Annotated in this window: 21 protein-coding genes; 17 read left to right on the forward strand and 4 right to left on the reverse strand. The window is 70.2% G+C overall.

What is annotated here, in order from left to right; translation table 11 throughout:
* Positions 1–313 precede the first annotated feature (313 nt).
* The 14 genes from ABZ622_RS21165 (at position 314) to ABZ622_RS21230 (ending at position 13,676) form a co-directional block, all read left to right on the forward strand.
* Positions 314–1,309: an ATP-binding cassette domain-containing protein gene (locus ABZ622_RS21165; RefSeq protein WP_360545287.1), complete on the forward strand. Its 996-nt coding sequence runs from the start codon at positions 314–316 to the stop codon at positions 1,307–1,309.
* The gene (locus ABZ622_RS21170) at positions 1,306–2,166 is read left to right on the forward strand and encodes an ABC transporter permease (protein ID WP_360545289.1); all 861 of its coding nucleotides are present in this window, start codon (positions 1,306–1,308) and stop codon (positions 2,164–2,166) included. The genes ABZ622_RS21165 and ABZ622_RS21170 overlap by 4 nt, the downstream gene beginning before the upstream one ends.
* A 3-nt stretch (positions 2,167–2,169) precedes the next feature.
* A complete protein-coding gene (locus tag ABZ622_RS21175; protein WP_360545291.1) occupies positions 2,170–2,973 on the forward strand; it encodes an ABC transporter permease in 804 nt (267 codons plus the stop codon).
* Positions 2,973–4,286, forward strand: coding sequence for an MCE family protein (locus ABZ622_RS21180; protein ID WP_360545293.1), 1,314 nt, complete (start codon positions 2,973–2,975; stop codon positions 4,284–4,286). The genes ABZ622_RS21175 and ABZ622_RS21180 overlap by 1 nt, the downstream gene beginning before the upstream one ends.
* The gene (locus tag ABZ622_RS21185; RefSeq protein ID WP_360545295.1) at positions 4,283–5,314 is read left to right on the forward strand and encodes an MCE family protein; all 1,032 of its coding nucleotides are present in this window, start codon (positions 4,283–4,285) and stop codon (positions 5,312–5,314) included. Before ABZ622_RS21180 ends, ABZ622_RS21185 begins: the two co-directional genes overlap by 4 nt.
* Positions 5,311–6,330 (forward strand): MCE family protein, encoded by a 1,020-nt coding sequence (locus ABZ622_RS21190; protein ID WP_360545297.1) that lies wholly within the window; start codon positions 5,311–5,313, stop codon positions 6,328–6,330. Before ABZ622_RS21185 ends, ABZ622_RS21190 begins: the two co-directional genes overlap by 4 nt.
* A gap of 1 nt (position 6,331) precedes the next feature.
* Positions 6,332–7,441, forward strand: a complete 1,110-nt coding sequence (locus ABZ622_RS21195) for an MCE family protein (protein WP_360545299.1) — start codon at positions 6,332–6,334, stop codon at positions 7,439–7,441.
* Positions 7,438–8,589, forward strand: a complete 1,152-nt coding sequence (locus ABZ622_RS21200; protein WP_360545301.1) for an MCE family protein — start codon at positions 7,438–7,440, stop codon at positions 8,587–8,589. The genes ABZ622_RS21195 and ABZ622_RS21200 overlap by 4 nt, the downstream gene beginning before the upstream one ends.
* Positions 8,586–9,848 carry an MlaD family protein gene (locus ABZ622_RS21205; protein WP_360545303.1) on the forward strand — a complete coding sequence of 421 codons (1,263 nt, stop codon included), beginning with the start codon at positions 8,586–8,588 and terminating at the stop codon, positions 9,846–9,848. The genes ABZ622_RS21200 and ABZ622_RS21205 overlap by 4 nt, the downstream gene beginning before the upstream one ends.
* Positions 9,845–10,366 carry a hypothetical protein gene (locus ABZ622_RS21210; protein WP_360545305.1) on the forward strand — a complete coding sequence of 174 codons (522 nt, stop codon included), beginning with the start codon at positions 9,845–9,847 and terminating at the stop codon, positions 10,364–10,366. Before ABZ622_RS21205 ends, ABZ622_RS21210 begins: the two co-directional genes overlap by 4 nt.
* Positions 10,363–10,992 carry a hypothetical protein gene (locus tag ABZ622_RS21215; protein WP_360545307.1) on the forward strand — a complete coding sequence of 210 codons (630 nt, stop codon included), beginning with the start codon at positions 10,363–10,365 and terminating at the stop codon, positions 10,990–10,992. The genes ABZ622_RS21210 and ABZ622_RS21215 overlap by 4 nt, the downstream gene beginning before the upstream one ends.
* 88 nt (positions 10,993–11,080) lie before the next feature.
* Positions 11,081–11,578, forward strand: coding sequence for a hypothetical protein (locus ABZ622_RS21220; protein ID WP_360545449.1), 498 nt, complete (start codon positions 11,081–11,083; stop codon positions 11,576–11,578).
* Positions 11,579–11,676: 98 nt separating this feature from the next.
* The gene (locus ABZ622_RS21225; RefSeq protein ID WP_360545309.1) at positions 11,677–12,432 is read left to right on the forward strand and encodes a hypothetical protein; all 756 of its coding nucleotides are present in this window, start codon (positions 11,677–11,679) and stop codon (positions 12,430–12,432) included.
* 23 nt (positions 12,433–12,455) lie between these two features.
* Positions 12,456–13,676 carry a lytic murein transglycosylase gene (locus ABZ622_RS21230; protein WP_360545311.1) on the forward strand — a complete coding sequence of 407 codons (1,221 nt, stop codon included), beginning with the start codon at positions 12,456–12,458 and terminating at the stop codon, positions 13,674–13,676.
* A 37-nt stretch (positions 13,677–13,713) separates the two neighbouring features.
* Here the strand turns inward: ABZ622_RS21230 and ABZ622_RS21235 are convergent, their stop codons facing one another.
* Positions 13,714–14,781, reverse strand: coding sequence for an ATP-dependent DNA ligase (locus ABZ622_RS21235; RefSeq protein WP_360545313.1), 1,068 nt, complete (start codon positions 14,779–14,781; stop codon positions 13,714–13,716).
* A 76-nt stretch (positions 14,782–14,857) separates the two neighbouring features.
* Between ABZ622_RS21235 and ligD the strand changes: the two genes are divergently transcribed.
* Together ligD and ABZ622_RS21245 are read left to right on the forward strand one after the other, a co-directional pair.
* On the forward strand, positions 14,858–15,889 hold the full coding sequence (gene ligD / locus ABZ622_RS21240) for a non-homologous end-joining DNA ligase (RefSeq protein WP_360545315.1): 1,032 nt from the start codon (positions 14,858–14,860) through the stop codon (positions 15,887–15,889).
* Complete coding sequence (locus tag ABZ622_RS21245) at positions 15,886–16,968, forward strand: ABC transporter permease (protein WP_360545317.1); 1,083 nt, start codon at positions 15,886–15,888, stop codon at positions 16,966–16,968. Before ligD ends, ABZ622_RS21245 begins: the two co-directional genes overlap by 4 nt.
* Positions 16,969–16,980: 12 nt before the next feature.
* Here ABZ622_RS21245 and ABZ622_RS21250 read toward each other — a convergent pair whose 3' ends face one another.
* The gene (locus ABZ622_RS21250; RefSeq protein ID WP_360545319.1) at positions 16,981–19,221 is read right to left on the reverse strand and encodes a family 16 glycoside hydrolase; all 2,241 of its coding nucleotides are present in this window, start codon (positions 19,219–19,221) and stop codon (positions 16,981–16,983) included.
* Positions 19,218–21,710: a ThuA domain-containing protein gene (locus ABZ622_RS21255; RefSeq protein WP_360545321.1), complete on the reverse strand. Its 2,493-nt coding sequence runs from the start codon at positions 21,708–21,710 to the stop codon at positions 19,218–19,220. The genes ABZ622_RS21250 and ABZ622_RS21255 overlap by 4 nt, the downstream gene beginning before the upstream one ends.
* A 193-nt stretch (positions 21,711–21,903) precedes the next feature.
* Between ABZ622_RS21255 and ABZ622_RS21260 the strand changes: the two genes are divergently transcribed.
* Positions 21,904–22,959 carry a multicopper oxidase domain-containing protein gene (locus tag ABZ622_RS21260; RefSeq protein WP_360545323.1) on the forward strand — a complete coding sequence of 352 codons (1,056 nt, stop codon included), beginning with the start codon at positions 21,904–21,906 and terminating at the stop codon, positions 22,957–22,959.
* A 57-nt stretch (positions 22,960–23,016) separates the two neighbouring features.
* On the opposite strand, the gene ABZ622_RS21265 is transcribed toward ABZ622_RS21260, so the two are convergent.
* Positions 23,017–25,230 (reverse strand): DEAD/DEAH box helicase, encoded by a 2,214-nt coding sequence (locus ABZ622_RS21265; protein WP_360545326.1) that lies wholly within the window; start codon positions 25,228–25,230, stop codon positions 23,017–23,019.
* Between the last annotated feature and the right edge of the window lie 26 nt (positions 25,231–25,256).

Here is a 25,256-nt window from a genome sequence, read left to right on the forward strand (position 1 = left end):
CGTATCCGCTGCTGCCTGTTCGGTACCTCTGGAGCCCCAGCGGCTCCGGTTCGCCGGCCGCGGGGCCCCGGTTCGTGGGCCGGAAACCTTGCGCAGATTTCGACAAAGCCCGCATCCGGCTTTGTCACTCGGTGACAAATGATCCACACCGAGAGCCCGGTTCGTCGATTTCCGCTGTTCAACGGCTTGTCCTGGCGGTTTCGACGGACATAGCGTGCGCCTCCTGGTGCATGTGTGACGAGCCGCCAACGCATTTCTCAGAGCCGGAGCGCTGACAGATGACTTCGTTCACAACAACTTCGAAGGAGGGCCGATGGGAATCGAAGTAGTCGTCGAGGGCCTCACGAAGTCCTTCGGCAAGCAGAACATCTGGCAGGACGTCACCCTTACACTGCCCGCCGGCGAGGTGAGCGTGATGCTCGGGCCTTCCGGCACCGGAAAGACCGTCTTCCTGAAATCCATCATCGGTCTGCTGAAGCCGGAGCAGGGACGCGTCCTCATCAATGGCGTCGACATGGTGAACAGCCCGGAACGCGAGATCATGGAGACCCGTAAACTCTTCGGGCTCATGTTCCAGGACGGCGCGCTCTTCGGATCGATGTCGCTCTTCGACAACATCGCCTTCCCCCTGCGTGAACACACCCGCAAAAAGGAATCGGAGATCCGCCGGATCGTCATGGAGCGGATCGACATCGTCGGCCTGCTCGGCGCCGAGGGCAAGCTGCCGGGCGAGATCTCCGGCGGGATGCGCAAGCGGGCCGGCCTCGCCCGCGCCCTGGTCCTGGACCCGCAGATCATTCTCTGCGACGAACCGGACTCCGGACTCGACCCGGTGCGCACCGCGTACATCTCCCAGCTGCTCATCGACCTCAACGCGCAGATCGACGCGACGATGCTGATCGTCACCCACAACCTCGACATCGCGGCCACCGTCCCGGACAACATGGGCATGCTGTTCCGCCGCAACCTCGTCACCTTCGGGCCGCGCGAGGTGCTGCTCACCAGCGAGGTGCCCGTGGTCGCCCAGTTCCTCGCCGGGCGCCGCGAAGGGCCCATCGGGATGGCCGAGGAGAAGGACGCCGCCACCCTCGCCGCCGAGGAGATGAACGGGTACGGAGTCGGCATCAGCTCCGCCAACGGGCCGCGCACCGTCGTACCCCAGCTGGAGCCGTCGCCCGGCATGCCCGTACGGCAGGCCGCCGTGCGCCGCCGCGAACGGGTCCTGTCGATGATGGGCCAGCTGCCCGAGGCGGCCCGCACGGCCATCATGAAGAGCTACACCCCGGCCGCGGGCGGTGGACGCCCGTGACGGCCCCCATGCCGGTACTGCCCCCCGAGCCGCCGGCCACCGAGGCGGCCGGTGCGGCGGCGCCGAAGCAGCCGGCCCAGAAGCCCCCGAACCGGCTGCTCTCCCCGCTGCGCGAGACCGGGAAACTGTTCTCGCTCGCCGCGACCGTGAGCCGCGAGGTCTTCCGACGGCCCTTCCAGGTAAGGGAGTTCATCGAGCAGTTCTGGTTCGTCGCCAGCGTCACCATCCTGCCCGCGGCGCTCGTCTCGATCCCGTTCGGCGCGGTCATCGCCCTCCAGGTCGGCTCGCTGACCCAGCAGCTCGGCGCCCAGTCGTTCACCGGCGGCGCCAGCGTCCTCGCGGTCATCCAGCAGGCCAGTCCGATCATCGTGGCCCTGCTGATCTCCGGCGCCGCGGGCTCGGCCATCTGCGCGGACCTCGGCTCCCGGAAGATCCGTGAGGAACTCGACGCGATGGAGGTCATGGGCGTTTCGCCCATCCAGCGCCTCGTCGTCCCACGCGTCCTCGCCACCATGCTGGTCGCCGTGCTGCTGAACGGACTGGTCTCCGTCGTCGGCACGCTCGGCGGCTACTTCTTCAACGTGATCCTCCAGCACGGCACCCCCGGCGCGTACCTGGCCAGCTTCTCCGCCCTCGCCCAGCTCCCCGACCTGTACATCAGCGAGGTCAAGGCACTGATCTTCGGCTTCATCGCGGGCATCGTCGCCGCCTACCGCGGACTCAACCCGCGCGGTGGCCCCAAGGGCGTCGGCGACGCGGTCAACCAGTCCGTCGTCATCACCTTCATGCTGCTGTTCTTCGTGAACACGGTCCTCACGGCGATCTACCTCCAGATCGTCCCCGCGAAGGGGAGCTGACCGATGTCGATGCTCAGCTGGCTGGACCGATCCGGCGAACAACTCACTTTCTACGTACGCGCGTTGGTATGGGTTCCGCGAACCCTTCGGCGCTATCTGCGCGAGGTCCAGCGGCTGCTGGCCGAAGTGGCCTTCGGCAGCGGCGGTCTCGGCGTCATCGGCGGCACCATCGGCGTGATGGTCGCGATGACCCTGTTCACCGGCACCGTCGTCGGCCTCCAGGGGTACGCCGCCCTCAACCAGATCGGCACCTCCGCCTTCACCGGCTTCATCTCCGCCTATTTCAACACCCGCGAGATCGCCCCGCTGGTCGCGGGACTCGCGCTCTCCGCGACCGTCGGCGCCGGCTTCACCGCCCAGCTCGGCGCGATGCGGATCAACGAGGAGGTCGACGCACTGGAGGCGATGGGGATCCGGTCCATGCCCTACCTCGTCTCCACCCGGATCATCGCCGGGGTCGTCGCGATCATCCCGCTCTACGCGATCGGACTGCTCTCCTCGTACCTCGCCTCCCGCTACATCACCGTCCTGTTCAACGGGCAGTCCGCGGGCACCTACGACCACTACTTCAATCTCTTCCTCTCCCCGGACGACGTGCTGCTGTCGGTGCTCAAGGTGCTGATCTTCAGCGTGATGGTGATCCTCGCCCACTGCTACTACGGCTTCCACGCCACCGGCGGGCCCGCCGGGGTGGGGGTCGCGGTCGGGCGGTCGGTACGCAACGCCATCGTGCTCATCAGCGTCACCGACTTCTTCCTCTCCCTCGCCATCTGGGGCGCGACCACGACGGTGAAGGTGGCCGGCTGATGAACTCCCACCGGACGCAGACCGTCCGCCGCAGACTCGCCGGAGTCACTTTCCTCCTCGTGCCCGCCGTGCTCGTCTGGGTCTCGGTCTCGGTGTACCGGAAGGACTTCACCGACGACGCCACCGTGACCGTACGCACCGCGAGCGTCGGCAACGAGATGCACGACAACGCCGATGTGAAGCTGCGCGGCGTCGTCGTCGGCCAGGTCCGCGACATCGCGGCCGACGGGGACGGGGCCCGGCTCACCCTGGCCATCGACCCCGGCAAGCTCGACCGGATCCCGGCCGACGTGACCGCCCAGATGCTGCCCACCACACTCTTCGGGGAACGCTTCGTCGCCCTCGTACCGCCCGAGCTGCCGTCCACCCAGCCGCTGCGGGCCGGATCCGTCATCCCGCAGGACCGCTCCAGCAACGCCATCGAGCTGGAGGAAGTCCTCGACAACGTCCTGCCACTGCTCACCGCGGTCAAGCCGGAGAAGCTCGCCGCCACCCTCGGCGCGGTCTCCCAGGCGCTCGAAGGACGCGGCGAGAAGCTCGGCGACACTCTCGCCACGCTCGACGCCCACCTGGCGAAGTTCAACCCCCAGCTCCCCACGCTCAACGCCGACATCAAGGAACTCGTCAAGGTGAGCAAGGTGTACGGGGACGCCGCGCCCGATGTGCTCGACGCACTCACCGACTTCACCACCACCAGCGGCACCATCGCCGAACAGCAGGCACAGCTCGCCGGGCTGTACGGGTCCACGACCGCCTCCGCCCAGGACCTCACCTCGTTCCTGCGGGAGAACAAGGACAACCTGATCCGGCTCTCCGCCGAGAGCAGGCCGACGCTGGAACTGCTGGCGAAGTACTCCGCCGAATTCCCCTGCACCCTGCGCACCCTGGCCGGTTTCGTCCCGGCCATGGACAAGGCGCTCGGCAAGGGCACCGACAAGCCCGGACTCCACGTCACCATCAAGCCAGTGAAGTCCAAGGGCAAGTACGTGCCCGGCAAGGACACCCCGGTCTACGACGCGACCGGCGGACCGCACTGCTACTCCGTGCCGTACGTGGGCAAGGCCGTACCGACCGCGGACACCCGCGCGGCGACGCCGGTCACCGCACCCGGCACCGCCCCCGCCGAACAGCCGGCCGGCCCCGCGCCGTCGGGCCCGCAGTCCGGTCTCGGCATGCCCAACTCCCCGCAGGAGAGCCAACTCGTCAACGAGCTGGTCGCTCCCTCACTGAAAGTCCAGCCGCAGACCCTGCCCGACTGGAGCAGCGTGCTCATCGGTCCGGCCTTCCGCGGTGCGGAGGTGAAGCTCAAGTGAAGCGCCGCTCTCTCGCCGCTCCGCTCACGAAGTCCATCGTCTTCATCCTGGTGACCGTGCTGGCCACCACCGTGCTGGCGCTCTCCATCGCCAACACGAGCGTCGGCGACACCACCTCGTACAAGGCCAGGTTCACCGACGCCACCGGACTGGTCGTCGGCGACAGCGTCCGGATCGCCGGGGTCAAGATCGGACAGGTCGAATCCATCCGGGTGGCCGACAAGAGGCTCGCCGAGGTCGGCTTCGCCGTCCGCAAGGGGCGCACGCTCCCCGCGTCGGTGAGCGCCTCGATCAAGTACCTCAACATGGTCGGCCAGCGCTACATCGACCTCGACCAGGGGGCCGGACCGGTCGGCCGGAGCTTCGCCGCCGGAGCGACCATCCCGGTCTCCCGCACCATCCCGGCGCTCGACCTCACCCAGCTCTTCAACGGCTTCCAGCCGCTCTTCGAAGGGCTCTCCCCGCCCGACGTCAACCAGCTGGCCGGCTCCATCGTCCAGGTGCTCCAGGGCGAGGGCGGCACCGTGGACAGCATCCTCTCGCACGTCGGCTCGCTGACCGGCACGGTCGCCGCCAAGGACAAGGTGATCGGCGAGGTGATCAAGAACCTCAACACGGTCCTGAAGACCGTCAACGACCGCGAGGCCGGATTCGACGACCTCGTCGTCACCCTGCAGAAGCTCGTCGCCGGATTCGCCGGCGACCGCAAACCGCTCGGCCGGGCCGTCACCGCCATGGGCGCGCTCACCACCGTCACCGCGGACCTCCTCGACGACGGCCGGGCGCCACTCAAGAGCGACATCAGGCAACTCGGGCGCCTGAGCGACCAGTTGGGCAAGGGCACCCCGCAGATCGAGAACTTCCTGCAGAAGACCCCGGCCAAGATGGCGGCGATCAGCAGGCTCACCTCGTACGGCTCATGGCTCAACCTCTACCTCTGCGAGGCCAAGGTCGGCGGAGTGACCACCGAGGACGGCAGCGCCCCGCCCACCGGCATCGAGGTCAGGAAACCGAGGTGCCAGTCATGAGGATCAAACCCGTACGGGAACGCAACCCCGTCGCCGTGGCCGTCGTAGGACTGCTCGTCCTCGCCCTCGTCGGCCTGGGCGCCTACCGCGTCGACTCGCTGCCCCTCATCGGCGGCGGCACCACCTACAGCGCCGACTTCACCGAGTCCGCCGGACTCAGCGAGGGCGACGAGGTGCGCGTCGCCGGAGTCAAGGTCGGCGAAGTCACCGGAGTCTCGCTCGACGGCCCCAAGGTGAAGGTCGGCTTCAAGGTCGAGGACGTCTGGATCGGCAACTCCTCCACCGTGGGCATCGCCATCAAGACCCTCCTCGGCGAGAAGTACCTCGCCGTCGACCCGCTGGGCAACGCCCCGCAGGACCCGGACGAGCGCATCCGGGCGAGCCGCACCACCTCCCCGTACGACGTCACCCAGGCGTTCAACGGACTCGGCGAGACCATCGGCGAGATCGACACCGCACAGCTCGCCAAGAGCTTCGAGACGATCTCCGCCACCTTCAAGGACTCCCCGCCCGACGTGAAGAGCGCGGCCGAAGGGCTCTCCGCCCTCTCGAAGACCGTCTCCGAACGGGACGCCGAACTCGCCACCCTCCTCAAGGGCAGCAAGCAGCTCACCAAGACGCTCGCCGACAAGAAGAGCAGCTTCGAGACCCTGCTGAAGGACGGCAATCTGCTCCTCGGCGAGATCCAGGCCCGCCGCGACTCCATCCACCTGCTGCTCACCGGCACCCGGAACCTGGGCACCCAGCTCACCGGCCTCGTCAAGGACAACAACAAGCAGCTGAAGCCCACCCTGGACTCACTCGGCCGGGTCACCGCCGTACTGGTCAAGAACCGCAAGAGCCTCGACAAGGTGCTCTCGCTGGCCGGCTCGTACAGCCGGCTCGTCGGCAACACCCTCGGCAGCGGCCGCTGGTTCGACAACTACGTCTGCGGAGTCGTCCCGAAGGAGTACGTGCCCGCGGGCACCCCCGCCGGGGCCGAGTGCAAGCCACCCCAGCAGCAAGGCGGCCGCTGACATGAGAATGAAGCGCATCGTCGGCATCGGCGCCGGACTCGCCGTGGTGGCCGTCGCCGCCACCACCGGCGTGATGGCCATGGACGACGGGGGAACGACCACCGTCACCGCCTACTTCGACCAGGCCACCGGCGTCTACGCCGGATCGGACCTGCGGATCCTCGGCGTCAGGGTCGGCCGGGTCGAATCGGTCACGCCCCGGGGCAAGGAGGTCGAGGTGATCCTGCGCGTCGACAAGGGCGTCAAGGTCCCCAGGGCCGCGCACGCCGTGGTCGTCGCCCCCAGCCTCGTAGCCGACCGCTACGTCCAGCTCGCCCCCGCCTACGACGGCGGACCGGAACTCGCGGCGGGCGCCGTACTGCCCGCCGCGAACAACGCCACCCCCGTCGAGGTGGACCAGCTGTACGACTCCATCACCGAGCTCTCCAAGGCGCTGGGCCCGGAAGGAGCCAACGCCGACGGCGCGCTCTCCGGACTCCTGGACACCGGGGCCAAGAACCTCGACGGCAACGGAAGGGCCATCGGGGACTCCATCGAGCAGTTCGGCAAGGCCACCAAGACCCTCGACGCGAGCAGCGGCAACCTCTTCGACACGCTGTCCTACCTCCAGACCTTCACCACCATGCTGAAGGACAACGACGGAAACGTGCGGGCCGCCGAACAGCAGCTCAACTCGGTCACCGGGTTCCTCGCCGACGACAAGGAGAACCTCGGCGCCGCGCTGAAGGAACTCGGCACCGCACTCGGCCAGGTCAAGGGCTTCATCCAGAAGAACCGCGGCGCCCTGAAGGCGAACGTCGACGCCCTGGTGCCACTCACCCAGACCCTGGTCGACCAGCGGGCCTCGCTCGCCGAGTCGATGGACACGCTGCCGCTCGCCGCAGGCAATGTCGTCAACGCCTACGACCCCGTCAACCGCACCCTCAACGGCCGCACCAACCTCAACGAGCTCTCCATGGGACCGCTCACCGGGGCGAGCGGACTCGCCGGCCTCACCCCGGTGGACAGCGCACGCCGCAAGGCGCTGCCCACCCTGCCGCTCCCGGCCGTCGGCACCGTCTACGGCACCCCGGCGAAGACCGCCACGGAAAAGAAGGGGGCGAACCGATGAGCCGTGCGCTGCGCAGACCCGGGCCCCGCACGACCGGCATCGCCGCGGTGCTGGCCGTGGGCGTCGGCCTGGCCCTCGTCGTCACCGCCTCCGGCCTGCCGTCGTTCACCGGGATCGACCAGGTGCCGCTGCCCGGCGGCGCCGACCTCGGCGACCACCCGTACGAGATCACCGCGGAATTCGCCGACGTGCTCAGCCTCGCCCCGCAGGCATCGGTCAAGGTCAACGATGTCGCCGTCGGCCGGGTCACCAAGGTCTCCCTGGGCTCCGGAAGCTGGAACGCCAAGGTCACCATGCGCGTCAACGGCAAGGTCGAACTGCCCGCCAACGCCTACGCCCACCTGGAACAGTCCAGCCTCCTCGGCGAGAAGTACATCCAGCTCGCCGCCCCGGCACGCGGCACCGCACAGGGCAGACTCGCCGACGGAGACCGCATCCCGCTGACCCGGACCAACCGGAACCCCGAGGTCGAAGAGGTCTTCGGCGCCCTGTCGATGCTCCTCAACGGCGGTGGCGTCAACCAGCTCAAGACCATCACCACCGAGCTGAACAAGGCACTCGCCGGCCGCGAACCCCAGATCCGCTCCATGCTCGGCCGGGTCAACACCCTCGTCACCGACCTGGACGACCACAAGAAGGACATCACCGACGCCCTCGACGGCGTGAACCGGCTCTCCGCCACCCTCGCCACCCGCAAACAGGACGTCGGCACGGTCCTCACCGGGCTGAGCCCCGGCCTGAAGGTCCTGGAGAAACAGCGCGGCTCGCTCCTCACCATGCTGCGCTCGCTCGACACCCTCTCCACCGTGGCCGTCGACACGGTCAACAAGAGCAAGGCCGACATGATCGCCGACCTCAAGGCCCTCGCCCCCAGCCTCAAGGCGCTCGCCGACTCCGGCCGCGACCTGCCCGACTCCCTCCAGGTGCTGCTCACCTACCCCTTCACCGACGAGGTGCTGCGCGGGGTGAAGGGCGACTACCTCAACGTCTACCTGGATGTGACGGCCATGCCCGGCACCCAGATCGTCCCGCCGATCGTCCCGGCGGTCCCGCCGAAGACCGGGACCGGTACCGGCGCGACCAGCCGGGCACTGCCACTGCCCCTCCCCGCGGTACCGACGGCGGGCACGAACGGGAGCAGCCGATGATCACCCTCGCCGTCCGGCTCAAGAACATCGCCTTCCTGATCACCGCGGTGCTCGTACTCGGCTACCTCGGAGTGCGGTACGCCGACCTCGGCCACTACGTCGGCCTGCGCAGCTACTACACCGTCAAGGTCCAACTCCCGCGCACCGGAGGGCTGTACACCCACTCCAACGTCACCTACCGCGGAGTCTCGGTGGGCCGGGTCGGGCCGATCGAACTCACCGACGACGGGGTCGAGGCCGAACTGCGCATCGAGAAGGACGCCCCGAAGATCCCCGACGGCCTCAAGGCCGTCGTCGCCAGCCTCTCCGCGGTCGGCGAGCAGTACGTCGACCTGCGGCCCACCCGCACCGAGGGCCCGTACCTGGCGAACGGCTCCGTCATCGACCAGGCCGACACCACCGTCCCCGCCCCCGTCACCAACGTCCTCACCAGCGTCAACGACCTGGCCGGCTCGGTCGACCTGGAATCCCTGCGCACGGTCGTCGACGAGTTCGGCACCGCGTTCGAGGGCCGCGGCGACGACCTCCAGGTACTGCTGGACACCGGGAGCGAGTTCGTACAGGCGGCCGACGACGCGCTGCCCGTCAACACCCGGCTGATGGCCGACGGCCGGACCGTGCTGCGCACCCAGGCCGAACAGGGCGAAGCACTCAAGGGCTTCGCCTCCGGCGCCGCGGAACTGGCCGCACAGCTCAAGGGATCCGACACCGATCTGCGCAAGCTGATCGCGGTCGCCCCCGACGCGACCGGACAGATCAGCGGACTGCTGCGGGACCTCGACCCGAGCTTCGGCGTCGTCGTCGCCAACCTCCTCACCACCTCCGAGGTCGCCGTCACCCGCCAGCGCGGCATCGAGGAACTCCTGGTGAAACTCCCCGCGGTGGCCGCCGCCGGATCCAGCGCGATCGACGAGAAGGGCGCCCGGTTCGGCATGTCGGTCACCTTCTTCGAACCCCTGCCCTGCACCGCCGGATACGGCGGCACCGTCTACCGCAGCGGTCTGGACACCTCGGCCGGCCCGCCCGTCAACACCAAGGCCCGCTGCACCTCCTCGCCCGGCACCGGCATCAACGTCCGCGGCAGCGCCAACGCGCCGAAGGGCGGCGCCGTGCCCGAGCCCGCCCGGCCCGGCTCGATGCTGCTGGGCAACGGATCCGAGAACCGGCTCCCGGGGGCGCTCGGCGTCACCGGCCGGGCCCCGGCCGCCGACGACGGCATGGCCGGACTGCTGGGACTCGGACAGGAAGGCGGCCGATGACGCCCCGGACCAAAACCCTGACCGGCTGGGCGGCGCTGCTCGCCGCGGTACTGATCTGCGCCCTCGGCGGCTGGTCGTACGCCCGGGCGCGCGGCGACGACGGCCTGGCGTACGCGAAGAGCCGCGATGCCGCGCTGGCCGACGGCAGGCACCACCTCGCCCGGCTGAACAGCCTCGACGCCAAGGACGCCCGGACCGTGGACGCCGGGCTCGGCGGCTGGCTCGGCTCCTCGACCGGGCCGCTCCACGACCAGCTCGCACGCACCCGGAGCAAGGACGCGAAGGAGCTGACCCGGGCCGGCGCCACCGCCCACGGGAAGGTCACCGACGCGGCGCTCACCGCGCTCGACGAGCGGACCGGGACGGCGGAGCTGATCGCCACCGTCGATGTCGAGGTCACCCCGCGCACCGGAAGGAGCGGCACCGAACGCAAACGCTTCGAGGCCACACTGTCCCGGACCGCGGACGGCTGGAAGGTCAAGGCGCTGACCGCGATCCCGGTCGGGAGCGGCGCATGAAACAGCGGGGAGGGACGGCGGTCGTGAGCACCGACGTGGACGCGCGGGACGTCGAGGAACACGAGGAGGCCGCGGCGGAGCCCGGTGCCGTCACCGACGAGGGGCAGCCGGACCCGCCCGCCCCCGCCCGGCGGTGGCCGCGCGTCGTGGCGGCGGTCCTGGCCGTCGCACTCCTCGTGGCCGGCGGAGCGCTCTTCGCCCAGGGCAGAGCGCTGCGCGACACCCCCGCCACCGCCAACCGCGCACTGACCGACAGCGAGGCGACCACCCGGGTCGCGGGCGATGTCAGCAACGCACTCGGCAAGGTCTTCTCCTACAGCCCGCAGGCCACCGCCGTCACCAAGGAGTCGGCGAAGCAACTGCTCGCAGGCAAGGCGCTCCAGCAGTACGCCGCCCTGTTCGGCCAGGTCGAGAAGCAGGCCGCCGACCAGAAACTGACCCTCACCACCCATGTCGTGCGCGCCGGGGTGACCCGGCTGACGGAGAACAGCGCCCACTTGCTGGTCTTCCTCGACCAGGTCTACGAGCGCGAGGGCAAGCCGGCCACCACCGCCGCCGCCCAGCTCTCCGTCACCGCCCAACTGCGGGACGGCCATTGGACCGTGGTCGAGATCACCTCCAGATAGCAGTACCCACACACGCGCAACTCGGTACGGATCGGCCGGCAGGGGAGAGACAGCAATGGCACGGGTACGGATCACGAGGAACCCGCTGATGGCGGCGGCGGTCGGGCTGACCGTCGTGGCGGCCGGCGCGGCGGCCTGGGGCGGAGTCTCCCGCTACGAGGCCGCGCACGACGAGTCGGCGGCGTACGCGCAGGCGCGCGACGACGCACTGGCGGCGGGTGAGCAGGCCGTGCAGAACATGAACACGCTGGACCACCGGAAGCTGGCGAAGGGACTCGACAGCTGGGAGGACTCCACCACCGGCGATCTGCACCAGCAACTCGTCGACGGGCGGGACGCGTTCGTGAAGCAGATCCAGGAGGCGAAGACGGTCAGCACGGCCCAGATCCTGTCCGGGGCAGTGACCGAGCTGGACGACCGGGCCGGAAAGGCCGGAGTGATGGTGGCGCTACGGGTCACCGTGACCGCGCCGAAGGGCAAGCCCGCGGTGAAGGAGAGCCGGATGCTCGGCCGGCTCAGCCGTACCTCCGAGGGGTGGAAGCTCAGCGCCCTCGGCCAGGCGCCCGTCGGCAACACGGCCGGCTGAGAGGCGCTCGCCGGACCGCGTCCGCATCCCGGTCCGAGGTCACCCGACCGCCTCCGACGCCACCGACTCCCACCCCGCCACCGAGAGGACCACCGGACATGTCGACGACCCGTCACCTCGTCAACCGTCAGCGCCGCCTGGCCACCGTCGCCGCGGAGCGCGCCGCCGCCCCGGCCCGCGGGACCGCGACCCCGGACACCGCACTCGACGGACCGGCGCTGGACCCGTCCGCGAAGGACACCGGCACCGACGACGAGGCCGCGCAGGACGAGGCCGGGGACGGGGCCGGTCCGGCAGCGTCCCCGGAGAAGAAGGAACCGAAGGGCGAACGGCCCTCCCGTCTCCGGGTCCGGCTGCCCGCCGTGCTCTGCGCCCTCACCGTGCTCCTCGGCGCCTTCTCCGCCTGGGCGTTCGCCTCGGCCGGCAGCCTGCGCGACGACCCGTCCCGGCAGAACACCGCGCTCACCGACATCAGCCGCACCAGTGAGGTGAAGGGCCGGATCGCCGACGCCGTCGGCGCGGTCTTCTCGTACGACTACGCCTCGCCCGAGAAGTCCGAACAGGCGGCCGGTACGCATCTGGTCGGCAAGGCGGTGCAGCAGCACAAGGACATGCTCGCCCAGGTCCGGGCGCAGGGGCAGAAGCAGAAGCTCGTGCTGACCACCACCGTCACCGACAGCGGTGTGGAACTCCTGGACGGCGACCGGGCCCGGCTGCTGATCTTCGCCGACCAGAGCAACACCCGTACCGGTAAGTCGGACGAGACGACCTACGCGGCGGCCATGTTCGCCGTGGACGCCGTTCGCCGCGGCGGCACCTGGCGGATCTCCGCCATCGATACGTTCACCCGGTGACCCGGGGGGAGAGGGGAGCACGCATGAGGTTCACCGGCACGACGCGCCGCGGACTCGGCGGCACGGCGGTCGCGGTCGCCGCGATGGCCGCGCTCACCGCGTCCCAGGCACCGGGAATCGTCGCCCACGAAGCGCCGCCGAAGGAGCGCCCGGAGACCGACGAGGTCAAGTGGTCGCACGTACCCAACGACGACTCGTACCACACCGAACTGCCGCCGCTGCAGTCGCCGGAGCCACCGAAGGCCGGCAAGAAGCAGAGTCCGGCCGCCGCCCGGTCCTGGTCCGAGGCGGGCATCCCGGCCACGGTGCTCGCCGCCTACCGCAAGGCGGAGCGCACACTCGGGCGGACCGACCCCGGCTGCCGGCTGCCGTGGCAGTTACTCGCGGCGATCGGCAAGGTCGAGTCCGGCCAGGCGGGCGGAGGCCGGGTCGACGCCAACGGCACGACGCTCTCACCGATTCTGGGACCGGTGCTCAACGGCGCGGGATTCGCGAACATCCCGGACACCGACGGCGGCGCGTACGACGGCGACCGGCGCTACGACCGGGCGGTCGGCCCGATGCAGTTCATCCCGTCGACCTGGGCCCACTGGGGCCAGGACGGGAACGGTGACGGGCGCCGCGACCCCAACAACATCCACGACGCCGCACTGGCCGCCGGACACTACCTCTGCGCCGGACCGCGCGATCTGTCGGTGAAGGCCGATCTGGACCGGGCGATCCTCAGCTACAACCACTCGGACACCTATCTGCGCACCGTGCTGTCCTGGCTGGAGTTCTACCGCAAGGGCATCCACCCGGTGGCCGACGGCAAGGGCACCGTGCCCAGGAGCCCCGGCGCGGGCGGACCGAACAAGCCGAAGCACCCCGTCGGCGGCCCCGGCGCCCCGGACGGCGGCATCGTGGTGGGCCCGCAGCCCGGCGGCTCGCACCAGCCCTCGCCGTCCACCACCCCGAAGCCCTCCGGATCACCGACCGGCTCCCCGGACCCCACCCTCTCCCCGGACCCCGCCGACCCGGGCACCGGATCACCCGATCCCACCGACAGCGGACCGGCCACCCCGGACCCCGGCACGAGCCCCGACCCCGGCACGACCGAGCCGGGCCCCGGCTGCCCCACCGAATCACCGTCACCGTCACCGGACCCGACCGGGACGGCCGGCACCACCGAGTCCCCGGACCCCGACCCGAGCACCACCGAGGACCCGTGCGCCACGCCGCCGGGCCCGGAGTCTGCCGGGTGACCCCCGACCGGGCGGCCGAAGGCCACCCGACGGGCTCTCAGCGTCCGCCGGCCGACAGCACCTGGGCCAGGTCGTACCGCACCACCTCCTCCAGCTGCGCGTAGGTGCAGCCGGCCGGGGTGCGGTCCGGCCGCCAGCGACGGAACTGGGCGGTGTGCCGGAAACGGTCGCCCTCCATGTGGTCGTACGCCACCTCGCAGACCCGCTCCGGGCGCAGCGCCACCCATGACTGGTCCTTCTTCCCCGACCAGCGGCTCTGCGTCCCGGGCAGCCGGGCCCGCTCGTGGGCCTCGGCATCGGCCCAGGCCGCCCACGGGTGACCGGCGAAGCCGACGCGCAGCGGTTCCAGCTCCGCGACCAGCTCCTCCCGGCGCTTCATCGAGAAGGCCGCGCAGACGCCGACGTGCTGGAGCACGCCCGCGGAGTCGTACAGGCCGAGCAGCAGCGAGCCGACGACCGGACCGCTCCGGTGGAGGCGGTACCCCGCCACCACGCAGTCCGCGGTCCGCTCGTGCTTGATCTTGTACATCACCCGGGTGTCGGGGCGGTACGGCAGATCGAGCGGTTTGGCCACCACACCGTCGAGCCCCGCGCCCTCGTACCGCTCGAACCACTCCTGGGCGAGTGCCGGGTCCGTGGTCGCCGGGGCGAGGTGGACGGGGGCCGAGGCGTCGGACAGGGCAGCCTCCAGCACGGCGCGGCGGTCGGACTGCCGGGTGGAGAGCAGTGAATCGTCGCCCACCGCCAGGATGTCGAAGGCGATCAGACTGGCCGGGGTCTGCTCGGCGAGCAGCCGCACCCGCGAATCGGCGGGGTGGATGCGCTCGCTGAGCCGGTCGAAGTCGAGCCGCCCCTCGTACACGATCACGATCTCGCCGTCGATCACACAGCGCGGCGGCAGACTGTCCCGGACGGCGGTGACCAGTTCGGGGAAGTAGCGGGTGAGCGGCTTGCCGGTGCGGCTGCCGATCACCACCTCCTCGCCGTCCCGGTGCACGATCGCGCGGAAGCCGTCCCACTTGGCCTCGTACTGCATGCCCGGCGGGATCCTGGACACGGACTTGGCGAGCATCGGCTTCACGGGAGGCATCACCGGCAGATCCATGGCCCGATTCTCACGCAACACCTGACACAAGTCTCCCGATATGCGCCATATGTGAGCCCGGCCTACCGTGACCGACATGGGCGCAGCGGTGAAAGCAGTGGAACTCGAAGCCGGCGGACGGGCCGTACGGCTCTCCAGTCCGGACAAGGTCTACTTCCCGGAGAAGGGCTACACCAAGAGGGACGTGGCCGAGTACTTCCTGGCCGTGGGGCCCGGCATCACCCGGGCGCTGCGCGACCGGCCCACCACCCTCCAGCGCTTCGTGGACGGCGTCGAGGGCGAGTTCTTCTACCAGAAGCGGGCCCCGAAGAACCTGCCCGACTGGATCCCCACGGCCAGGATCGCCTTCCCGAGCGGCCGGCCCGCCGACGAGATCTGCCCCACCGGGCTCGCCGCCGTCATCTGGGCGGCCAACCTCGGCACGCTCACCTTCCACCCCTGGCCGGTCCGCAGCGCCGACACCGACCACCCGGACGAACTGCGCATCGACCTCGACCCGCAGCCCGGCACGGACTACGCCGACGCGGTGCGCGCCGCCCACGAGCTGCGGTCCGTGCTCGACGGCCACGGGCTGCGCGGCTGGCCCAAGACCTCCGGCGGCCGAGGCATCCACGTCTTCGTCCCGATCGCACCGGAGTGGACGTTCACCGAGGTCAGACGGGCCACCATCGCCGCCGGGCGGGAACTGGAACGCCGCATGCCGGACCGGGTGACCACGGCCTGGTGGAAGGAGGAGCGCGGCGAGCGGATCTTCGTCGACTTCAACCAGACGGCCCGCGACCGCACGATCGCCTCCGCCTACTCCGTGCGCCCGCGCGCCTGGGCCCCCGTCTCCGCACCACTGCGCTGGGAGGAGATCGACGACGCCGAACCGCGCGACTTCGACATCAGGACCATGCCGAAGCGCTACGCCGAAGTGGGCGATGTGCACGCGGACATGGACGACCACGCCTTCCGGCTCGACGGCCTGCTGGAGCTGGCGGACCGGGACGAGCGGGAACGCGGACTCGGCGACATGCCGTACCCGCCGGAGTACCCCAAGATGCCGGGCGAGCCGAAACGCGTCCAGCCGAGCCGGGCCCGGCACGACGAGGGCACCGAGGGATGAGCGCGACCGACGACCCGGAGCCCGCCGCACCGCACGGGGCGCACGGCAGACCGCTCACCCGGAGCCAGAAATGGGCCGCCTACAAGGACTCGCCGTACTTCCCCGCGACCGTCCTGCTGTTCATCCTCGCGGCCGCCGCCGGGCTCTTCGCCGGTTCCTACACCTACGCGATGGCCAACCCGACCCCGCACCGGATCCCGGTCGCCGTGGTCAGCCGGCCGGCGCCGGTGGGCGGGAAGGAGTTCGTCGCCGCCATGGACAAGGCGCTCGACGCCTCGCTCGACATCCATGTGTTCGCGACCCGGGCGCGGGCACACGAAGCACTGGAGGAACAGGAGGTCTTCGCGATCATGCGGGCCGGTGACCGCGGTGTCTCGCTGGACGTGGCGAGCGCCTCCGGCGCCGCGGTCGCCCAGCTGCTCGCGGAGTCCGCGGTGAAGGTGGGGGCCGAGACCGGGGAACCGGTCGCCGTGCGGGACATCAAGCCCCTGCAACGCGGCGATCCGCGCGGTCTCGCCCTGTTCTACATCTCGCTCGCCGCCGTCATCATCGGCTTCGTCGGCGCGATCCAGCTGAGCGTGCACGCCCGCGCCCTGATCCCGCTGGAACGGATCGCCTTCACCATCGGCTACTCGCTGCTCGGCGGCTTCGCCATCGCCGCGGTGGTGGACTGGTGGCTGGGCGCGGTGGACCTGCCGTTCTTCGAGTCCTGGATGATCCTGGCGTTCACGATGTTCACCTCGGGCATGGTCTTTTCCATGTTCAACACCCTGATGGGGCGCTGGGCGATGATCCCGACCTGGGGGGTGATGGTGCTCCTGGGGAACCCGTCGTCCGGCGGGGCGGTTTCCTGGCCGCTCCTGCCGTCCGTGCTCGGGCACATCGGACGCTGGCTGCCGCCGGGGGCGTCCGTCAACGCCCAGCACACCGCGGTGTACTACCAGGGCCACCAGCGGCTCTTCCCGTATCTGGTGCTGGGCGCCTGGGCGGTGGTCTCCTGCACGGTCTTCTGGGTGTGGCGCCACCGGCACCCGGGAGGCCGTGACCACATGCCTCAGCACGCGGCCACGGCCACCTGAACCGGTCCCGGGCTACAGCTCCTTGATACGGATGTCGCGGTACGAGATGACGTCCGAGGTGCTGTGGACCTGGAGTCCGATGTAGCCGGACGAGTACCGCCTGCCGTCGGTGCCCGGGTCGTCGCCCCGCGGCGGCTCGAAGACCTGGCCGCGGTCGTTGTCGAACTCGTTCAGCAGGACACCGTTGCGGTAGACCGAGTAGTGCTGGTCCACCACCCGGATCTCGTAGTCGTTCCAGGTGCCCTTGGGGGTGACGCCGGCGCCGGCCAGACCGATCCGGTCGAAGCCGTAGAGCGAGCCGGTCTTGTACATGTCGCCGTCCGGCTTGTCGAGGATCTGCACCTCATGGCCGTACTTGATGGCGACCCACTCCGGGCGGGGCTCCTCCGGGTTGTCGTGGACGTTCGGGAAGCGGACGAAGACACCTCCGTTGGCGTTGCCCGCACCGGGGGCGTCGTCGCGCCACTGGAGCTTGAGCGAGAAGTCGCCGTACTGCCGGCCCGGGAACCAGAGCATCCCCATGCCGTCCACGGTCGTGGAGCTGGTGATCGAGCCGTCCGCGTTGAGCCCGAACTTCCCGCCGCCGACCTGCTGCCACTTGGCCAGCGATTCGGCCGTGCCGTCGAAGAGCTTCCGGTAGCCCTCGTCCTGGCCCGGCTCGCCGATGCCCGACTGCTTGGCCGCCCGGTAGATCTTCTTGTGCTCACGGGCGTCGATCACACCCGCGGTGAGCAGCTTGTCCAGGACACCGTCCACGTGCTTGAGGAACAGCGCGTGCGCGGACCAGTCCTTCTCGTCCTCGATCAGTTCATTGATGGTGCAGCGGTTGCCCGTGATGCGGTTGGGGACACCGGTGTCGACCGTGCCGACGATGACGGTGAGCCGCTCGTCGAACTCCGGGCAGTTCGGCGCCGGCACGCCCCCGCTCTGCGCGACGGTGAACGACACCTGTTTCGCCGCGGAGGTGTTGCCGGCTTTGTCCGTCGCCCGGTGGGCGACGGTGTGGTAGCCGACCCGGTCGACGATGACGGTGGCGGTGTACGCGAGGTACGGGCCGCCGTCGAGCGAGTACTCGACCTTGTCCACGCCCGATTCCGCGTCGGTCGCGGTGAGGGTCACCTTGGCGCTGGTGAGGTAGGCGTTGTCGGAGTTCTTGGTGCCCTCGACCTTCGCGGAGGTCTCCGGCGGGGTCTTGTCCTGCGTCGGCGGTGCGACCACGGTGAACTCGGCCGTTTTCTCCGCCGCCGCGTTGCCGGCCTTGTCGGTGGCGCGGTAGCGGACCGTGTGCGTACCGGTCTCGTGCACCATCACGGGCGCGGTGTACGGCTGCCAGGCGCCGTCCGCCCCGAGTGCGTACTCGATGGTGTTGACGCCGGACCCGGTGTCGGAGGCGGTCACGGTGACCGTCGCCATGCCCAGGTACTGACCCTGGTCGTCCTTCTCGCCGGACACGGTCGCGGAGGTCTCCGGCGGGGTCTTGTCGTCCGTCGGCGGTGCGGCGACCGCGAATTCGACCGTTTTCTCCGCCGCCGCGTTGCCCGCCTTGTCGGTGGCCCGGTAGCGGATGGTGTGCGGACCGACCTCGTCGACCACGACCGGTGCGGTGTACGGCTGCCAGGCGCCGTCCGCCCCGACCGCGTACTCGACGGTGTCGACGCCGGAGCCGTCGTCGGCCGCCGAGACGGTGACCGTCGCCTGACCGATGTACGCGCCGTCGGCGTTCTTGTCACCGTCCACCTTCGCCGACGTGTCGGGCGCCGTGGTGTCCTCGCCGCCACCGCCGTCGGTCACGGTGAGAATGCCCTGCATCGCCTCGTGCCCCGGCATGGTGCAGTGGTAGAAGTACCGGCCGGGGGTGAGCGTGACCTCGGCGGTGTGCTTGCCGCCCTGGTCGTCGCCCGGGTTGGCCAGGATGTTCAGCGTGACGTCGTTGTTGAACTCCGGGTCCGAGACGCTGAACGTGAGGGTGTGCGGCATCCCGGTGGTGTTGCCGGTCGCCGCGCTGTTCTCGAAGACGATGGTCGCCTTGCCGGCCACCGCGGTCTTGGGGGCGGACAGATAGTGGTCGATGGGGTCGCCCGCGGTCCAGGTGAGAACCTGCTCGGCCGCCGCATCCGCTTCCCCGGGAGCCGCCGCACGGCCGTACGCCGCCGTCGAGGTCAGCCCCAGCACCATCAGGAAAGAACCCAGCAACGCGAGCCACAGCCTGGCGGGGCGGTACCGCCTTCGGGAGAGGACCGGACGATGTCTCACTGCACTGCCGCCTTCCTGGCCAGATCCTCGGCGGCCGGGGTCGGACCGCCGCCCTTGTACGTCACGCGCCACAGCGCGGACTTGGAGTCGGAGGTGAAGAAGCCGCGCCCGTAGTCCAGGACATACAGCGAACCGTCCGGGGCGAACTTCCAGTCCATCAGGTTCCGGATGCCGTCCGCCCCGACCGGGATGATCTTCCGCAGCGACTCGGCGTGGGTGGGCAGGCCGCCCCTGCCGACCGTCTTCGGGTCGGTGAGCACGGCGTGCCGGGGCTGGGTGTCGTCGTAGAAGTCACCGACGAACCACTTGCCGTCCCAGTAGGAGGGCCACTTGTCGGCGCTGGTGCTCGCCGCGTCGTACCGGTAGACCGGGCCGTTCATCGTGGCCTGGCCGCCGCCCTTGAGCCACGGCAGCAGCTGCTTCTGGTCCTCGACCTTGTAGCTCGGGATGCCGTCGGCGTCACGCGGGTAGTCCACGCCACCGCCCTGCGGCGAGTACCAGATGGTGTTGGAGGTGACCGGCGGCAGGTTCACCAGGCCGTCGTTGTTCGGCGACTCGTTCTGGGGATGGTCGCAGTCGTACCAGCCGAGCGGCTTGGCGGGGTCGGGCAGATTGCGGTCCCGGTAGGGCTGCTTGTTGCCCATGCAGTACGGCCAGCCGTGGTTGCCCGCCTTCGTGATCGCGGCGAACGTGTCGTACTTGGCCGGGCCCCAGGTGGTGGAGGGCGAGCCCGCGTCGGGGCCGACCCAGCCCGCGTACAGCGTGTCGGTCGACTTGTCGATGGAGATCCGGGCCGGGTTGCGTACACCCATCACATAGATCTCGCCCCGCGTCCTGCCACCGCCCTCGTCGGGCTCCTTGCCGGTGAAGAGGTTGCCCTCGGGCAGCGTGTAGGTGCCGTCGTCCTCCGGGTGGATCCGCAGGATCTTCCCGTTGAGGTTGTTCGTGTTGCCCGCGGTGCGGCGGGCGTCGGCGAACGAGACGCCCTTGTAGTTCGGCTGCGGGTTGTTCCCGGAGTAACCGTCGCTGAAGCCGGAGGAGTTGTTGTCACCGGTCGCGATGTACAGGTTGCCCTTGGAGTCCCAGGCCATCCCGCCGCCCGCGTGGCAGCAGCTGTGCACCTGTACGGGCCAGTGCAGCAGCACCTTCTCCGAGGACAGGTCCAGCTTGTTGGTGGACAGGTCCATGGTGAACCGGGAGACCTGGCGCACCGCCATCTGCTTGTCGCGGTCCAGCTTCGAGTGCGGGGTGTAGTGCAGATACACCCAGCCGTTCTTCTCGAAGTCCGGGTCCAGCTCGATGCCGAGCAGCCCCTCCTCGACCTTGACCAGCTCGTCGCCGCCGCCCTTGTTGCCGAAGATCGTCAACTCACCGGCGAGGGTGACTTTCTTGGTCTTCGGGTCGTAGACGTGGATCTGCCCCAGACCCTTGCCGATGTCCGGGTCGTTCCAGTCGGTGACGACCGGCCTGCTGCTGTCGGCGCCGCCGCGCCCGATGTACAGCACGCGCCCGTCGGGGGCGACGACCACCCCGTGCGGCTCGCCGATCTGGTCGTTCTGCCCCGGCTGATTGGACTGGGTGACGCGCTCGGCCTTGTAGTTGGAGTCGATCGTCGCCTTGCAGTCGGATTGCGAGATCCGGGTCGTCCAGTCCAGCGCGCCGCGCAGATGGTCGCGGAAGTCGGTCTCCGCGAAGCTGTCGGCCGTACCGCCCATCGCGGTGTAGAAGGACCGCCCGCCGTCGTAGTCGCGGCACCAGGAGACCGGGTGGTCCCAGCCGTTGGCACTCGCGCCGGGCTTGTAGGTGATCTCGCGGACCCTGGCCACGGTGTGCACATCGCCGGACGGGTTCTTCGTCCAGTTCAGCCACTTGTCGGGGCGCTTCCACTCCAGCGGGAGGCCCTTGGTCGCCGGATGCTGCCGGTCACCGATCTCGACCGTCGCACGCTGTACGGCGGTCGGGCTGCCGGCGGCCGGGCGGGCGCCGACCAGGCCGGTGAACCAGTCCGAGTACGGCTCGGTGCGCGCGGCGTCATGGATGCCGAGGAAGCCGCCGCCCGCCTCCATGTACGCCTCCAGGCCGGCCTCCTGCTCCGGGTCCAGGACGTCGCCGCCGCCGGTCAGGAAGACCACGGCGTTGAACTTGCCGAGCCTCTTGCCGTTGGTGAAGACGGCCGGGTCGTCGGTGGCGACGGTCTTGAACCGGCCGGACTCCGGGCCGGTGAGGCCGATGCTCTCGATCGCCGCGATCCCGGCGTCGACCGTCGGGGACTCCTCGGTGGCCGAGGCGTGGAACACCAGTACCTTGACGTCGGCGCCGCCCGGCGGCGACGGCAGGGACAACGTTGTCGCCAGGGAGCCGGGCGGCTCCGGATAGGGCCTGGCCTCGGCCGCGTTGGCGCCGAGCAGGGAAGCGGTCAGTGCGCCGGCCGCGAGGCCCGCCGCGAGTCCGCGTCGCGATCCGGACCTGCGATGTGGTGCGCGCTGCATGTGGTCACCCACCCCTCTTTGGTCACTGCAACAGCGCATGAAGCTAGACCTCTTTTCGTGGTCCGCCAATAGCTATGGCAGCAATCGCACGAACTTTGTCCTGACTGTGGATAAACGGCAGTCCTCCGGCTACGGTGTGGCCCGTCCGGGGCGGGTCGGCGCTCCAATTCCTTGGATCGGTGGGGAGTTCGGCATGGACAGAAGGAGCTTCAACCGGCGGCTGCTGGTCGGCGGCGGAGTGGCGGCCACGACCGGTCTGACATCGTTGTCCCTCGGTGCGATCGAGGCCAGCTCGGCGGAACCCGCGGTGAAGACCGCCCCGGCGGGCGGCGTGGTCCGTCATCTCAAGCTGTACGCCGAGAAACTGGCGGACGGTCAGCTCGGATACGGCCTGGAGAAGGGCAAGGCATCGGTCCCGGGCCCCCTCATCGAGATCAACGAGGGCGACACCCTGCACATCGAGTTCGAGAACACGACGGATGTGGCGGCCAGCCTCCACGCGCACGGCGTCGACTACGACATCGCGAGCGACGGCACCCGGATGAACAAGAGCATCGTCGAACCCGGCGCCACCCGTACCTACACCTGGCGCACCCATGCCCCCGGCCGGCGCAAGGACGGCACCTGGCAGCCGGGCAGCGCGGGCTACTGGCACTACCACGACCATGTCGTCGGCACCGATCACGGCACCGGCGGCATCCGCAAGGGCCTCTACGGTCCGCTGATCGTCCGGCGCAAGGGCGATATCCTGCCGGACAAGACGATCACGATCGTCTTCAACGACATGACGATCAACAACAGACCGGCCCACGAGAGCCCGAACTTCGAGGCCACGGTGGGGGACCGGCTCGAAGTCGTCATGATCACGCACGGCGAGTACTACCACACGTTCCACATCCACGGTCACCGCTGGGCGGACAACCGGACCGGGCTGCTCACCGGCCCCGACGATCCGAGCCGGGTCATCGACACGAAGATCGTCGGCCCGGCGGACTCCTTCGGCTTCCAGGTCGTCGCGGGCGAACACGTTGGCGCGGGTGCCTGGATGTACCACTGCCATGTGCAGAGCCACTCCGACATGGGCATGGCCGGACTGCTGCTGGTCGCCAAGCCGGACGGCACCGTGCCGGGGTACGAACCGCACCACATGGCGGCCCACGGCACGGCATCCGAGGGCGCGGCGAAGGAATCGGCGAAGGGATCGGCGAAGGGCACCGCCGCGCACGGTCCGGCGGCACACGGCTCCTGACACGGCGGGCCCGCGGTGCCGGGACGCCGTCGGGGCGCGCACCCGCCCCCGACGGCGTCAGCCCTCCGGCACCTCCAGGGCCGCGGCGTCCGCTCCGGTCGCCAGCCGCAGCTGTTCCTCCTCGACGATGCGCCGGGCCAGCGACCCGTCCGACACGTCCACCGCGTCCGGCGTCGTCTCGGCGACGTCGCTGCGCCGCGCGTACAGGTCGAACAGCCGCTCCTTGCGGGCCAGGATGTCCAGCATCCGTTCGTCGACGCTGTCGGCCGCGAGGAGCCGGTGCACCTGAACGGTCCGTATCTGCCCCATCCGGTGGGCGCGGGCCACCGCCTGGTGCTCCATCGTCGGTTTGATCTGCGGCTCGCAGATGATGACGACCGAGGCCGACTGCATGTTGAGCCCGACACCGCCCGCCTGGATCTGGCTCAGCAGAACGGCATGGCCGTCCACGGCACCGAAATCGTCGATCAGCCGCTGGCGGCGGGCGGCCGCGAGGCTCCCCGACAGCGGGCCGAAAACCGGTGAGTCCAGGGCCTGTCCGACCGTCTGGAGCACTTCACGGAAGTAGGAGAACACCACGACCTTCAGGCCGCTGTCCGCGGCCTCGGTCACCAGCTCGCGCAGCCGGTTCAGCTTCGCGGACGTGGCGGGCCGGGCGTACGCCGCCCGGCGCATCCGCATGAAATGCCCGGCACCCACCGCCTCGCGGTAGGCGTCGAGGTCCTCCGGGCTGAACTCCTCCCACTCGTCGACCTGCACCAGCGCCGGGAGTTCGGTGAGCACGTCCACCTGGTTGCGCCGCAGATAGGCCGGGGCGACTGCCCTTCGGAAGACGAGCGAACCGGCGGCCCCATGGGTGGTGCGTATCGAGGGGGCCAGCTCCGGCTGGAGGTGACGGACCAGGCTGCGGAACTCCTCGACGCGGTTCTCCATGGGCGTGCCGGTCAGGAACAGCACCCGTTCGGTGTGCTGCGTCCAGCCGGACACCGCCTGGGACCGGCGGGTGGCGGGGTTCTTGACGTAATGGGCCTCGTCGACCACCAGCATGCCGGGCCGGGTGCCGCAGTTCGCGGCGGCCGGCAGGGTGTGCAGGGCGTCGAACGTGGTGAGGGCGACCCCGCCGCCGCGACGCCATTCGTCGAAGGCGGACTGCCGCTCGGGGCCGTGCACCGGCAAGGTGCGCAGGGTGGAACGGGCCCGGATCTCGCGCGCCCAGTTGATCAGCACGCTCGCCGGGCAGACCACCAGGAAGTGCGTCTCGCCCCGCGCCGAGAGGTGTGCGAGCGCGGCGATGGCCTGCACGGTCTTGCCGAGCCCCATCTCGTCACCGAGGATCACCCGCTTCTGCGCGAGCGCGAACCGGGCGCCGAACGACTGGTAGCCGCGCAGCGAGACCCGCAGATGGGCGTCGTCCAGCCGCAGACCGCGCACCCGGTCCGCCATCTCGGACGGCAGGAACCCCTCGGCCGCGTCCCGGGCCGCTCCGGTGCCGGACATCTCGGCGATCAGGCTGTAGTACTCGGCGGACCGCAGCTCGAAGTCCACCCAGGCCGCGATGTCCGACTCCGCGCCCCGCAGCAGATCGACCGAGACCTGCCCGAACAGCAGGGGCAGCTCGCGCTCGTCGGCCTCGGCGACGACGGCCCGCACCTCGGCGACCGCCTCCAGCGCCCGGGAGCGGGCCTGGCGCCGGGTGAACACCATGCGCAGCCGCCCCCGCGCCGGTCCCGCGGCGGCCAGCAGGGGTTCGAGCCGCCCGACGAGCCGGCCCGCCGCGGCCACCGCCCGCCGCACGTCGGGACCGGCCTCGACCAGTCGGTGCAGTGCGACGACCAACGCGGTCGTGGCGTCGTCCGGCGCGTCCACGTCTATCCGGACCGCGACCGTGTCCCGCACCGCGTGGGCGATCTGCCCGGCCGCGGCCAGCACCTGGTCGGCGGTCTGCGCACCGACCCCGGGGATCTGGCGCAGCTCGTAGCGACTGGTCTCGTGGACCTGGCCGACGGTGGTGAGACCGGCCTGCTCGACCGCGCCGATCCGCAGCCTGCCCTCGGTGACGTCCTTGAGCCTGGAGGCCGGGATCGTGGCGAGCTCCCGGCGGACGAGCGAGTCGAGCAACGGCATCAGCGTGGAGTGCACGGCATCGACGGCGCTGGTGTGATCGGCCAGCACGACGCGTGCCGTCTCCAGCAGCCGCTCGGCCTCCGTCAGCAGCTCACGGGCGGCCCTTCCGGTGGGCGCCCCGTCCTCCGTCGCTCCGGCCTGTGTCATCTACGTCCCTCTGTCCGCGCAGCCCG

Source organism: Streptomyces sp. NPDC007164, assembly GCF_040634135.1.
Lineage (GTDB): Bacteria > Actinomycetota > Actinomycetes > Streptomycetales > Streptomycetaceae > Streptomyces > Streptomyces sanglieri.

Coding starts and splice junctions, on each gene's coding strand:
- ABZ622_RS21165 (WP_360545287.1), top strand. CDS start 314: ATGGGAATCGAAGTAGTCGTCGAGGGCCTCACGAAGTCCTTCGGCAAG.
- ABZ622_RS21175 (WP_360545291.1), top strand. CDS start 2,170: ATGTCGATGCTCAGCTGGCTGGACCGATCCGGCGAACAACTCACTTTC.
- ABZ622_RS21180 (WP_360545293.1), top strand. CDS start 2,973: ATGAACTCCCACCGGACGCAGACCGTCCGCCGCAGACTCGCCGGAGTC.
- ABZ622_RS21190 (WP_360545297.1), top strand. CDS start 5,311: ATGAGGATCAAACCCGTACGGGAACGCAACCCCGTCGCCGTGGCCGTC.
- ABZ622_RS21195 (WP_360545299.1), top strand. CDS start 6,332: ATGAGAATGAAGCGCATCGTCGGCATCGGCGCCGGACTCGCCGTGGTG.
- ABZ622_RS21200 (WP_360545301.1), top strand. CDS start 7,438: ATGAGCCGTGCGCTGCGCAGACCCGGGCCCCGCACGACCGGCATCGCC.
- ABZ622_RS21205 (WP_360545303.1), top strand. CDS start 8,586: ATGATCACCCTCGCCGTCCGGCTCAAGAACATCGCCTTCCTGATCACC.
- ABZ622_RS21210 (WP_360545305.1), top strand. CDS start 9,845: ATGACGCCCCGGACCAAAACCCTGACCGGCTGGGCGGCGCTGCTCGCC.
- ABZ622_RS21215 (WP_360545307.1), top strand. CDS start 10,363: ATGAAACAGCGGGGAGGGACGGCGGTCGTGAGCACCGACGTGGACGCG.
- ABZ622_RS21220 (WP_360545449.1), top strand. CDS start 11,081: ATGGCGGCGGCGGTCGGGCTGACCGTCGTGGCGGCCGGCGCGGCGGCC.
- ABZ622_RS21225 (WP_360545309.1), top strand. CDS start 11,677: ATGTCGACGACCCGTCACCTCGTCAACCGTCAGCGCCGCCTGGCCACC.
- ABZ622_RS21230 (WP_360545311.1), top strand. CDS start 12,456: ATGAGGTTCACCGGCACGACGCGCCGCGGACTCGGCGGCACGGCGGTC.
- ABZ622_RS21235 (WP_360545313.1), bottom strand. CDS start 14,781: ATGGATCTGCCGGTGATGCCTCCCGTGAAGCCGATGCTCGCCAAGTCC.
- ligD (WP_360545315.1), top strand. CDS start 14,858: ATGGGCGCAGCGGTGAAAGCAGTGGAACTCGAAGCCGGCGGACGGGCC.
- ABZ622_RS21245 (WP_360545317.1), top strand. CDS start 15,886: ATGAGCGCGACCGACGACCCGGAGCCCGCCGCACCGCACGGGGCGCAC.
- ABZ622_RS21255 (WP_360545321.1), bottom strand. CDS start 21,710: ATGCAGCGCGCACCACATCGCAGGTCCGGATCGCGACGCGGACTCGCG.
- ABZ622_RS21260 (WP_360545323.1), top strand. CDS start 21,904: ATGGACAGAAGGAGCTTCAACCGGCGGCTGCTGGTCGGCGGCGGAGTG.
- ABZ622_RS21265 (WP_360545326.1), bottom strand. CDS start 25,230: ATGACACAGGCCGGAGCGACGGAGGACGGGGCGCCCACCGGAAGGGCC.